This window comes from Streptomyces sp. WAC03905, from assembly GCF_057371075.1.
Map to the genome: position 1 here is coordinate 6067120 of NZ_JBXYDZ010000003.1, position 12435 is coordinate 6079554.

Here is a 12435-nt window from a genome sequence, read left to right on the forward strand (position 1 = left end):
GCCCCCGCCGTCCTCCGTCGGATCACACGGCGAGCGGCTCCAGGTCCCGGTGGATCCGCCGCTCGTCCCGGGCGTACCGGGTGAGGCTGTGGTCCTCGCCGAGCAGCCGGGTCAGCTCGGACACCACCTCGGCGCGCAGCCGGGCCGCCTCCTCCTTGCGCCCCATCGAGTCCAGGCTGACCGCCATGTTCGAGCTGCTCGCCAGGGTCTCCGGATGGTGCGCCCCGAGCGCCTCGCGCAGCCGCAGCACGGCCAGCCGCTCCAGCTCCAGGGCTCCTTCCGGATCGCCCAGGTCGGCCCGGGTGTTCGCCAGGTTGAGATGGGCGAAGACCGTGTGCGGGTGGTTGTCGCCCAGCACGTCCCGCATCAGCCGGATCGTCTGCCGCAGCATCGCCTCCGCCGGCTCGGCCGCGCCCGTGCCCCAGTGGAAGACCGCCAGGTTGTTCACGGCCGCCAGGGTGTACGGATGCCGCTCGCCCGGCACCTTCATGTACTCGTCGACCACCTCCTGCGCCAGGTCCCGCGCCCCGCCCGGGTCCCCGGTCGCGAACAGGTCCGACGCCAGGTTCAGTTCGCAGGACAGCAGGTCCGGGTTGACCGACGTGTACTTGGCCCGGTAGCGGGCCCGGGTGGCCGTCGTCAGCCGCAGCGCGTCCTCCAGCTGGCCCGCCCGGCGCAGCGACACCGCCAGGTTCTTCGCGGCCGACAGGGTGCCCGGGAACGCCCGGCCCAGCGTCCGCTTGTAGATCTCGTACGTCCGGCTCAGCAGCTGCACCGAGTCCTCGTACCGGCCCACCTCGCGCAGGTCCCGGGCCAGGTTCTGCGCCGAGGACAGGGTGTACGGGTGCTCCGGGCCGAGCACCTCCGTGCGCAGGTCGTACACCTCCTGGTCGATCTCGCGGGCTCTGGTGTACTGGCCCACCAGCCGCAGGTTCAGCGCCAGGTTGTTCGCCGCCGCGAGCGTGCGCGGGTGCGCCTCGTGGAAGATCTGGCTGAACCCCTCGTGCGCGTCGGTCGCCAGCTCCATCGCCTGCCCGTACTGGCCCAGCGCGCCCAGGGTGTTGGCCAGACCGCTCATGGTCATGTACGTGTGCGGGTGCGAGGGGCCGAGCACCGCCTTCTGCCGCTCCAGCGTGACCTCGTCCAGCTCCTTCGCCTCCACGAACCGGCCCTGCGAGCGCAGGATGTTCGACAGGTGGAAGCGCAGGTACAGGTACTGGAGGTCGTCGTTGCCCAGCATCTCCTTCCAGGCCTCGCGCAGCTCCTCGCCGAGCTGGTAGGCGGCCTTGAAGTCGCCGCGCTTCCAGAGGTAGCGGACCCGGTCGATCAGCAGCCGGCGCGTCTCCGGCTCCTTGCAGTACCGGGCCTCCGACGGCGTGAGGTGTGACCAGATGGTGTTGAACCGCGGCCAGGTCTCCGGGTTGTCGATCGGCTCGTCGTCGTCCGGCCGGGCCCCGGCCAGGATCCGGTGGACGGCGTGCCGGGCCTCGCGCTGGTCCTCCTCCGGCATCTGCGAGCGGATCACCGCCTGCACCAGCCGGTGCACCTGGATGCTGTTGCTGACCTGGTCGACCTTGGCCAGCGCGAACCGCCCGATCTCCCGGATCACCCGCCCCAGCACCAGCTTCTCCTGGAGCGAGGCGTCGTACGGCTTGAGGGCGTCGATCATCTCCTTGCTGTACAGCAGGTTCGCCGAGATCGGCTCGGGCGCGAGGAACGCGCACAGCTGGAGCAGCCGCACCGCCGCCGGGGACCGCGACTGGAGCCGTTCTATGGAGATGTTCCAGGTGGCGGCCACCGGCTCCGGATATCCGGGCGGCTGGTTCAGCCCCAGGACGCTCGCCGCCTGCTGGGCCAGCTGCTCGATGTACGCGGCCACCGGGGTCGCGGTCTCCGCGATCCAGGCGCCCGCCTGCTCGACGGCCAGCGGCAGGTCGCCCACCGCGACCGCCACCTGCTCGGCGTCCTCCTTGCTCAGACCCGGGGCCCGGCGCTGGAGGTGCTCGATGGACTCCTCGCGCAGGAACACGTCGACCGGGAGCGCGTCCCCGTACTGCGACCACGACTGGTTGCGGGAGGTCACCAGCACGTGCCCCGGACCGCCCGGCGGGAAGAACCGCTTCAGGGTCTCCGGATCGTCGGCGTTGTCGAAGACCAGCAGCCACCGGGAGGACGGCACCCCCCGCCGCAGCAGGTCGATGGCCTCCTGGGAGGCGGCCGCCATGTCCTCGCCCGTCTGCGCGCCCAGCCGTACGGCCAGCTCCGCGAGGGCCGCGACCACGTCGTCGGTCTGCTCCGAGGAGATCCACCACACCAGGTCGTAGTCGGCCATGAACCGGTGCACGTACTCCAGCGCCACCTGGGTCTTGCCGACGCCGCCGAGACCGAAGAGGGTCTGCGGCTGCGGCAGCACCACGGCCATCCCGCCGCCCAGCTGGTCGCGCATCCGCTCCAGGACGATGCTGCGTCCGGTGAACCCGGGGTTGCGGGGCGGCGCGTTCCAGATCTTCGGGACCGTCCCCGGGAAGCGCGGGCCGGGCTGCGAGGCGCTCGCCACGCTGTCGGGCAGGGCCATGGGACGCTCCACCGCGCGCAGCAGCGCGGCCGTGGCGTGCACCTCGTCGAGCCGGAACAGGTCCACCGGGTTGCGGTCGATGTACGGCGTGGCGAGCCGTACGTCGCCCACCCTCAGCGGCACCAGCTGGCGCCGCCCGCCCGTCGGGTCCTCGGCGGCCGCCCGCTCCCACACGTCCACGGCCCGGGTCGACTTCAGGTACGCCGTGGACAGCAGCACCACCGTCCGGGCGGCGGTGTCGATGCTGATGCCCGTGCCGCCGCCCAGCGTGTCCCCGGCGGAGGCCGTGGCGCCCGCCGCGGGCCGCTCGGCCGAGACGTCCTTGGGCACCACCCGGAAACCGGCCCGGGTCAGCACCGACTCGATCCAGTCCGCCCACATCCTGTTCTCGGCGACGTAGGACAGGAACAGGTCCGCCGGCAGCGCCGGACGGCGCCGGGTGAAGGCGTCCCGGATCCGCAGCCGGACCTCCTCGCCGATGGCCGGCATGGAGGTGATCTCGCCCTCGGTGACCACGGCGGTCAGCCGCTCGAAGGCGGAGAGCAGGGAGTTGGTCAGACCCGCCTCGTCGCCGAAGGTGGCGAGCGTCTCCTCGTAGGCGTAGTAGGGCCGGTACGGGATCTCCACCGCGCCCCAGTAGGAGGTGCAGCTCGTCCCCGACCAGGCCGCCCGGGAACCGGTCGAACTTGAGCCGGGCCAGTGCCCGGCCCGCGTCGGCCTTCTCCTTCTCGCCCTCGTCGATCCGCATCGGCACCGGATAGATCTTGATGCCGCGGTCGTTGAACCGCTCGTCGATCTGGCGGGCGACGGACGCGGCACCGTCGATGGACTGGTCGGACAGGGTGAAGCAGTCCACCAGGACGTCCGGCAGGTGCACGGTGCAGATGTCCGCGATGTCGGACAGACCGGTGCGGCTGTCGATCAGGACGTAGTCGTAGTTGCTCTTCATGTCCGCGCGTAAGGCGTCGAAGAAGAGCCCGCCGCCGAGCCGGTCGTAGAAGTTGTCCCAGTCGAAGGTGGACACGGTCGCGGAGTACTCGCGGTTCTGCCGGCCCGCCGAGACGAAGTCCAGGGTGCCGCCTTCGGGGAACTCCCAGCCCAGCGTCTCCGGGGTCAGCGAGACGGCGTGCGGCTGTATCCGCGCGTAGTCCTTGTGCCAGTCGTCGGCGCGCGTCACCGGACTGGTGGCGGCCCACGCGTACTCGCTGATCAGGTCGATGACCCCGGTGGTGGCCCCGAGCGTGGACGGATCCAGGAAGGGGTGGAAGAAGCGGTGCAGGCCCGGGGCCTCCAGGTCCCAGTCCACGGCCAGGACCCGCTTGCCGTTGGCCGCCAGGATCCAGGCGGTGTTGGCCAGCGCCATGGTGCGGCCCGTGCCGCCCTTGTACGAGTAGAAGGTGACGATGCGTCCGTCACGGCCGTCCCTGCTGTCACGACTCGCTGTCATCCGCGTCCCCCCGGTCGGTGTCGTTGCTGTCGTTGCCGTCGTTGTGGCCGCCGAACGTGTCGGGCGGGAAGGGCGCCCGCGGCGGGGCCGCGGGCCCGCTCATCCCCATCGGTCCGAGCAGTCGCGGACGTTCGGTGTGGGTGCTGCCGGCCGGCAGGTAGACCTGGGCGTGTCTGAGGAACTGCTGCGCCGCGGCCTCGACCACCTGCGGGAGGATCTGCCCGAGGGTCTCCATGTTCGCCACCCCGTTGGCGGCGGCCCGGCAGGCCGCGCGGCCCTGGCCCATCTTCACCGGCAGGGTCTCCTCCAGCCGCCGCGCCAGTTCGATCTCCTTCGCACGGCTCTGGTGGTCGTAGCGGTTCCACGGCACGACCACGTTGACCCACGGGCGGGACTCCTGGTCGAAGGCGGCCAGGCGCTGGCGGCGGTGCTCGTCCTCCACCACCCAGCGGTCGACGATCAGGATCTCCGGCCGGGTCGGCGGCTGCTTGCTGTCGAAGTGGCCGGCCTCGTCGTCGAAGGAGCCGATGCTGGTCTGGTAGTTGAGGTTCTTGACCAGGTCCTCGGCGACGTAGGCGATGGGCCGCTGGGCCACCGGGTGGTACGGGTTCCAGTCCAGCGCGCTGTCCCCGTAGTACTCGGGGCTGCGGCCGTCCGGCAGATCGTGCCGGGACGCGGCGGCCACGGTCACGTGCAGGGTGCGGGCGGGACTGCTGCCCGTCGGGCCGAAGGCGCTCGGCACGCCCCGGTAGTCCAGCGGGCGCACCGGTTCCAGACGGACGGTCTCGGCGACCCGGACGATGCGCTTGGCGAGCTCGTACACCGCCCGCTCGTACTGCTCGGCGTAGCCGCGCAGTTTGATCAGCCCGTACAGCCCGTCGGTGACGTAGCGCTCGCCGAAGGTGTTGTGGTTGAACTGCAACCGCTCGGCGGGGCCCGGGAGTTGCGCCGGAGGGACCGGCACCCACAGGGCGGGCACGATGGCCTCGGCCGGCTGGTTGCTCAACGCCCCCTGGTGGATCGCCCGCTGTGCGAAGGCGTACCACTCCTTGCCGCACATCTCACTGGCGAAGTACCGCGGCGAGAACAGCGGGACGAAGACCCGGCAGGTGGCGAGCGCCGCACCGAGCCGCTCCGACCAGCCCTCGCCGCTGCGTATCTCCCGGTCCATGAAGCCGGCCTCGGCCCCCGCGGGCAGATCCGTCAGCGCCATGACATGGCTGCAGAGATCACGGAACAGACGCTCCACCCACATGTCGGGATCGGGCCCCCCGGCCCCGAATCTCGGTGTATGCGCATAACTGAGAAAAAAATACGGCTGCACTGATGCGGGCACACGCCCCCCGTCCCGAAGATGCGAGCGAAGAAACATCATTCCGGAGCTGCTTCGCCACATCCCCTCGTCGTTCAGTCAATCAGCATCGGTTTTCGGTCATCCACTCAAGGGCGTGGTCCACGGCTTCGGGGACGGAGAAGAGCATGGTCGACGCCCCCGCGACCCGCCCCCTGCGCACCCGCGCATCCGGGAACGCCCTGCCGATCTCCCCGAAATCGCCGTCGTCCAGCGCGACGTCCTCGTATGCGGTCCACTCCCCCTCCTGGCGGGGCCCCTGGTGCCCCTCCGGAAGGTTCACCTTCACCACACACTCGTACTTGCGCAAGGGGGGCTTCGGAATTCGATACTCCGCGAGATGGAAAGCGGTGCAGACCGAAAACCCCACATTGATCATGAGTACCTGTCCGCCCTCCCAGCACAGCTTTCCCAGAGGAGACTCCTCACCGAGGTGACATTCCAGGCGGTGACCTGCGCACAACCGCTCCGCGTCCGCGCCGAGCGCGGCGAAGGACGTCTGAGGGTGGGAACTGCGCGCCGCCCCCGGCGCCGTACGGACGGCCTCCGCGAGCGAGCCCATGCCCTGACTGGGGGTGCTCGCCGGATCGAAGGGCGGCATCCGGTCCACGAACGCCCGGACCTGCGCCTCGTCCATTCCGGCGATCCGCTCCAGATGGGCGCTGGACGTCCGGGAGTTCTCCGGGGTGAACGCGGGCACCACCAGGGTCCCGCGCGGGCCCAGGACGCCCGTCAGGGCGTCGCGCAGCTGCTCCGCACGCAGCCCCGTCCCGCGCAGCGAGGCGTGCACCATGAGCCGCATCCCCGGCCGGACCCCGAGCAGCCGCAGCTGCACCGCGAGCTGGAGGGCGCCCGTGGCCCGGCGGCCCCGGCCCGGGCCCGCCGGGGAAGGGGCCGGCGCGGGAGAGTGGGCGCTCACGCGTCGACCGCCTTCAGTTCGTAGCGCAGCTCCGCCACCAGGTGCTTGCCGGTGACCGTCAGCTCGGCCGCCGCCGACAGCCGGTCCAGGGCCTCGTGGATGCGGTCCGAACCGCCCGGCCCGGGTCCCGCCGTCGCCCGCCGGTACGCCTCCACCGCCACCTGCTCGTGCACGTCGGCCAGCAGCCGCGACACCGGCACCGGCCGCGACCGCCACGGCGACGGGTGCTGCCACTCCCCGTCCAGCGCGTACAGGTCGGTCACCTCGGTCAGGGCCCGCAGCCGGGTCCGCCGCCGCCCGGTCAGCAGCGCCAGAGCGGTCTCCCGCACACCCGCCGCGTACGGCACCCCCAGCGCACCCGGCCCGCTCCGGCCCGCCTCGCCCCAGCCGCCGGCCCGGGGGCCGCCGGCGAGCGGCGTCAGGGTCGTCAGCCCGGCCGCGGCCGTCCGGGCGAAGGCGGGCACCGCCTTGTGCAGCAGCGCCCAGGCCCGGTCGAGCCTGCCCCGCCATTCCTCGGTCTCGCCGGAGCCCAGCCGGAGCCTGGGCGGGCGGGGGAAGCAGTTGCGGTACGGGTCGAGGTCCTCCAGGGCCACCGGCGCCGCGTCCGGAGCCGGGGACCAGGTGCGGACGGGCTGCCAGCGGGCGTCGCCCGCCGCCGGACCGAAGCGGTGCTCGGAGCGGCCGTCCCGGACGACGTACCCCTCGTCGGTGGCGCGCAGCGAGGCCCGGCCCTCCGTGCCCGGTTCCCCGAGCCGCAGCAGCCCGAGCGTCGGCAGGTACACCTCGCCGTCCCGGTAGGCCACCTCGGCCGGCAGGTCCAGCCCGCCGCGCAGCACGGCCGCCGCGGCCAGCGCAGTGAGCCTGCGGGCCGCCTCCGCGCCGCCGGTGCGGCCCTCTCGCGCGGTGTCCAGGGCCGCCAGCACCCAGGTCCGGGTGAACGGGTGGTCCAGTACGGCGTCCAGCGCGTCCGCGCCCGCCTCCCCGGCCCGCTCCACCGCGGCCACCAGCTCCCAGGCGTGCGCCCAGTCGGGGTCGCCGGCCAGGTCCGCGTTCAGCCGGGCCAGCAGGATCCGGGTCAGCTCCTCCTGCGCGCGGGCCAGCTCGGCCGGGTCGGACAGCTGGGGCGCGGTCTCCCGGTGTGCGGTGCGGCCCTCGACCCCGTCGACGAGTTCACGCAGGTCGGTGCAGTACACGGAGGGGTTGTCGAAGCCGTTGCGGTCGCGGTAGCGGTGGGTGTAGAGCCCGCCCCCGCACGAACGTACGACGGGGCAGCGGCGGCACGCATCGCTGACCCCCGCCAGGCCCAGTTGCCGGGCCCGGACCCCGGGATGGGCCGCGACCTCGTCGAAAGCGTGCTCGAAGACGTTGAAGCCGGTGGCGGCGGCCCCTTCGAAGGCGCTCTTGAGGGAGTCCACCTGCTCCAGGGTCCCGTCGGTCTCGACGACGACGAGGTCGGTGGGCGCGAGGCCGAGCGACTCGGTGAGGCTGGGTCCGCCGCGCAGGGTGGACAGGAGTGACTCGAAGAGCCGGACCGGAACCGGGCGGCCCAGCCGGTCCCAGTGGTCGAAGATCCGCAGGAGCCAGCGGGCGTAGGCGTCCGGGGCGCCGTCCGGCCGGACGGGCGGCGTCTCCCAGGTGGCGTGCGGGAGCAGGAAGTCCACGCGCGGGGGGTCGAGTTCGACGAGGGCGTCGAGGACGGCGACGGGGTCGTTGGCCACGTCCACGGTGCAGAGCAGACCCTGGTAGAGGTGGCGGTAGGGCGCGGAGCGCAGCAGCGCGACGGCGGCGAGGACCAGCGGATGGCTCGTACGGCCGTCCGCGAAGCGGCGGTGGCGGTCGTTGGCGGCGCGGTCCCCGTCGAGGGAGACGCCGACGCGGACGCCGAACTCCGCGAAGAGGTCGAGGTAACGCGTGCCGAGCTGGAGTCCGTTGGTGTGGATCCGCAGGTCGAGGGCGGCGATCCCGGAGAGCGCCCGGCTGAACTCCTCGCAGACGAGTCGGAGCCGGGCCGTGCCCGCCAACAGGGGTTCCCCTCCGTGGAGAATCACCGTGACGGAGGGGAGTGCATGGTCACGGGCATGTTCGGCGAGCCTCGACGCGGTCCGTGAAATAACCTCGGGGGAGATCACTTTCGGCCGGGCTCGCCAGCTCTGATCTGCGTATTCGTAGACATAGCAATGATCACAAGCCAGATCGCATCTGCTGTGAACTTTCAGGACGATCTCGCGAAATGCGATCAGGCCGGTCATTCCGCCAGTCTAGAGCGCCTGCTCCGTGTCAGAGCGCGGAGTTGAAGATCGGTGCCTGAACCGGACGGCCGGATCCTGCGGGCAGCACGCGACCGAGCGTCGCGGCCGCGGAGGCGGTCTCGACGTCGATCTTGGCGAGCGGGACCCGGCGGGCCTTGACCGTGCTGGTCGGGGGGGTTGCGGAAGTGTTCACGACACCGTCCTCGGGGAAGCCATGTGGAATGGTCATGTGAATGACAGCAGCGACGCGCTGCCGTCAAGCGTGGACTTTACTCGGCCACACCCCATTGGCAACCGAGACATGACGCCTGGTCAACCGTTCTATAGCGAGTGCGGCGTATTTCTCGACGTGGCTTATTCGGCCGTTCGCCGGACGGCAAGATCCTTTTCTCCTGGACCGCCGGCCCGGGGCCGTGGCGCGGTCCGGCCGGACGGGACGCGGAGCGTCCCGGCGTCGGGCGGGCGGGTGCGCCCGGCTCCCCGCCGCGGGGTCCCGGGAGCCGACCGGGCCCGCGGTCCCGGGCGCCGGAGCAGCCGGCCGTCCCCCGGCTGCGCCGGTGAGTCGGGGCGACGGCGATCACCCCCGGGCGCCGTGGCAATGTGACGCCTGCTCAGGCGTGCTGCGGAAGCGGGGCGGAGCCCCCCCGCGAGCCGACGTCGACCGGCCGGACACCCCCTAGGCGGGCTGCTGTTCGCTGAGTGGCGGGATCGGGAGGTCGCGCAGCAGCCAGTTCAGTACGTCGGGCAGCGCGCGCAGGGCCGCGAAGTGCGCGGCGGCCGGCTCGATCGTCGTGGTGGCACCCGGGATCCGGCGGGCCAGCCAACGGGAGTGCCCCACGGGGGAGAACACGTCGAGCTCCCCGTGCCAGATCATCACCGGGCAGCGGATGTCCGCCGGGTCGAAGCCCCAGGGGCGACTGAAGGCGAGCACGTCGTCGATCCAGCCGTACGCCGAACGACGCAGTCCCTCGCGGTAGTTGCGCAGCAGCATCGACCTCAGTCCGGCGTCGGAGACGATCATCCGGTCGTTGTCGGTCAGCTCCCGGCGCAGCTCGTCCAGCAGCCGTCCCGGGTCCTTGCGGATGCCGTCGGCGCGCGGGATCAGCCGGGCGGCCAGCTCCTCGGGATCGGTGGAGGCGGTGGTGTACTCCTTGACGTTCGACGCGGCCATCCCGGCGAACCAGTCCAGGTCCTCCGCGTCCCGGGGGGCCAGGCCGACCATCGCCGCGGTGCGGGTGACCCGGTCCGGCAGCAGGGCGGCGCAGGCGAGGGCGCCGGCGGCGCCTCCGGAGCGGCCGGCCACGGCGAACCGGTCCAGGCCGAGGGCGTCGGCCACCGCGGCCACGTCATGGGCCACGTCGGCGACGGTGCGGCCCGGATGCCGGTCGGAATCGCCGTAGCCCGGTCTGTCATAGGCGATGAGCTGCATCCGGCGCTGGTAGAGGACCATTCCCCGGGGGGCCGGGCCCAGGCGGCTGCCGGGCATGCCGTGGAGCAGGAAGACGGGCTTGCCCTCCGGATCGCCCCAGCGCTCCACGGTCAGAGCGCGCCCGTCCGCTGTGCGCACCTGATCGCGCACGCGCTCCCTCCCTCACGATCGTTGTGAGTCGTCACGGCGATTGTGCTCGCTGGGGGAGGAGTGCGGTAGGGCGCACTTCGGGGGCAATTCCCGTGCCGGCCCCTGCGGGCGCGCTCCGCCGGCCGGCGGGGCCGGACGCCCCTGGGTCCCGGGGCCCGTCGTGCCCTCAGCGGTGTTCGATCACCTCAGAGGTGTTCGATCAGCAGGGCCGTCGCCGAGCGCGCCCGCTCCAGTGCCCGGACCCGGTCCGCGTCGCGCTGGCCCAGGACCACCCGGGTGCTCAGCCCGTCCAGCAGCGCGAGCAGCTCCGAGGCCCGGTCGGCCGTGTCCGTCGGCGCGAACCGGCCCTGTTCCACGCCCTTGGCCAGCAGTGCCCGCAGGTCCTCGTGCCAGCGCGCGTCGATCTCCTCCTGGGCCGCCCGCAGGTCCTCGTTGGACGGCGTACGGGCCCACAGCTCGATCCACAGGGTCCAGCGCGGGTCGCGCGGGCCGCGCGGCAGGTACAGCTCCAGGAAGAGCTCCAGCTTGCGGGCGGCGGTGACGCGGCGGCGCAGCAGGGCCGCGCGTTCGGTGGCGAGCTGCTCCTCGCTCCAGCGCAGCGCTTCCAGCAGCAGACGGTCCTTGCTGCCGAAGTAGTACAGGATGTGGCCGCCGCTGGTGCCGAGCCGGTCCGCGAGCTTGGACATGGTCAGCGCCGCGAGCCCGTCCTCGGCGATCGCCGCCATGGCCTCTTCCAGCATCCGCTCCTGGGCGATCTGCCCGTCGCGCCGCCGTGCCGCTCCTGCCACCGCTGCCGCCTCCCGATCTTCGTGGGCCGACCTTATCCCGGACAGGGTCTTGACGGGGGTCCGCTCCACCCCTCATCTTGAATGTCATTCAAGAACTTAGAACGCCATTCAAGATCAAGGGTGCGTGCAGCGATGAGTGACGAGATCTTCAGAGTCGAGACGCGCGGCATCGACCCGATCCCGGACGGCGAGCGGCACGGCAGGGCGCGCGACCTCTTCTGGCTCTGGTTCGGATCCAACCTGACCTTCACCTACGTGATCAACGGAGCCCTCGCCGTCGCCTTCGGCCTCACCTTCTGGCAGGCCACCGCCGTGGTCGTGGTCAGCGGACTGGCCTTCTTCGCCATCAGCGCCGCCGGACTGTCCGGCATCCGCACCGGCACCGCCACCCTGGTCATCTCCCGGGCCGCCTTCGGCGTCCGCGGCAACCTGCCCGCCGGAGTCCTCAACTGGCTCGTCGGCATCGGGTACACCATCCTCAACACCGTCGTCGGCACCCTCGCCCTTGAGGTGTTCCTCGAAGAGCTGGGCCTCCTGCACGGCACCCCCGCCCGGGCCGCCGCCCTCTTCGTCACCCTCGCGCTGACCTTCGTCGTCGCCATGTGGGGGCACGCCACCGTCCAGTTCGCCGAACGCTGGATGGCCTACGTGCTCGCCGCCGGCTTCGCCGCCCTGCTCGCCTTCCTGCTGCCCGGCGCCGACACCACCGCCCCCGCGACCGGCGTACCCGGCGCCTCCGGCTGGAGCCTGGCCTTCGTGATCATGCTGGCAGCCCCCTTCTCGTACCTGCCGATGCCCGCCGACTACACCCGCTACCTGCCCCGTACCACCTCGCTGAAGTCGATCACCTGGTACGGCGCCCTCGGCGGCTTCCTCTCCTCCGTCGCCCTCGGCGTCGCGGGCGTCGCCGCGGCCACCCGCACCGACATGACCGACGCCGTCGCCGGCACCGAGAGCCTGCTGCCCGGGTGGTTCCAGCCCGTCTTCCTCGCCCTGGTCCTCGGCGGCTCCGTCACCAACTCGATCATCACCCTCTACTCCTCCAGCCTGAACCTCCAGGTCCTCGGCATCCCCTGGTCCCGCGCCCGGGCCATCGTCGTCAGCGCCGCCATCACCGGCCTCGGTTCCCTCGCCGCCCTCTTCCTCACCGACTTCACCAGCGCGCTGACCTCCTTCCTGTCCCTCCTGATCATCGTGTTCGCGCCCTGGGGCGGCGTCTTCCTCGCCGACATGCTCCTGCGCCGCTGCCGCTACGACGGCCACGCCCTGCACACCACCGGTCCCGACGGCGCCTACTGGTACCGCTCCGGCTACCACCCGGCCGGCCTGGCCGCCCTCCTCACCGGCATCACCTTCGCCGCCCTGACCTGCGACTCCGAACTGTGGACCGGGCCGCTGGTCGCCCCCCTCGGCGGCGCCGACCTCACCCTGCTCGGCGCGGTCGTCTCCGGCCTCGTCTACGCGGCCCTCTACCGCAGGACCCCGGCGCCCGCCCCCGTCCCGGCCGCCGCCTGACCCCTCCCACCA

General features: G+C 72.1%; 7 protein-coding genes and 1 pseudogene. 1 reads left to right on the forward strand and 7 read right to left on the reverse strand.

The features are described 5' to 3' along the window. Window positions 1–22 precede the first annotated feature (22 nt). The 7 genes and pseudogenes from fxsT to AC2RP6_RS29965 form a co-directional block, all read right to left on the reverse strand. Window positions 23–4022, reverse strand: a pseudogene (gene fxsT, locus AC2RP6_RS29935) (FxSxx-COOH system tetratricopeptide repeat protein). Then, window positions 4006–5394, reverse strand: coding sequence for a TIR-like protein FxsC (locus tag AC2RP6_RS29940; protein ID WP_486450499.1), 1389 nt, complete (start codon window positions 5392–5394; stop codon window positions 4006–4008). Before AC2RP6_RS29940 ends, fxsT begins: the two are co-directional and overlap by 17 nt. 43 nt (window positions 5395–5437) lie before the next feature. Further along, on the reverse strand, window positions 5438–6292 hold the full coding sequence (locus AC2RP6_RS29945; protein ID WP_486448998.1) for an AAC(3) family N-acetyltransferase: 855 nt from the start codon (window positions 6290–6292) through the stop codon (window positions 5438–5440). Further along, complete coding sequence (fxsBH, locus tag AC2RP6_RS29950) at window positions 6289–8541, reverse strand: radical SAM/SPASM protein FxsBH, inactivated beta-hydroxylase extension form (protein ID WP_486448999.1); 2253 nt, start codon at window positions 8539–8541, stop codon at window positions 6289–6291. Before fxsBH ends, AC2RP6_RS29945 begins: the two co-directional genes overlap by 4 nt. 28 nt (window positions 8542–8569) lie before the next feature. Further along, window positions 8570–8734: an FxSxx-COOH cyclophane-containing RiPP peptide gene (gene fxsA / locus AC2RP6_RS29955; RefSeq protein WP_486449000.1), complete on the reverse strand. Its 165-nt coding sequence runs from the start codon at window positions 8732–8734 to the stop codon at window positions 8570–8572. A 483-nt stretch (window positions 8735–9217) separates the two neighbouring features. Continuing rightward, window positions 9218–10120, reverse strand: a complete 903-nt coding sequence (locus tag AC2RP6_RS29960) for an alpha/beta fold hydrolase (RefSeq protein ID WP_486449001.1) — start codon at window positions 10118–10120, stop codon at window positions 9218–9220. 185 nt (window positions 10121–10305) lie between these two features. Continuing rightward, window positions 10306–10908, reverse strand: coding sequence for a TetR/AcrR family transcriptional regulator (locus AC2RP6_RS29965; RefSeq protein ID WP_486449002.1), 603 nt, complete (start codon window positions 10906–10908; stop codon window positions 10306–10308). 132 nt (window positions 10909–11040) lie between these two features. Between AC2RP6_RS29965 and AC2RP6_RS29970 the strand changes: the two genes are divergently transcribed. Further along, complete coding sequence (locus AC2RP6_RS29970; protein ID WP_486449003.1) at window positions 11041–12423, forward strand: purine-cytosine permease family protein; 1383 nt, start codon at window positions 11041–11043, stop codon at window positions 12421–12423. Window positions 12424–12435: the final 12 nt, after the last annotated feature.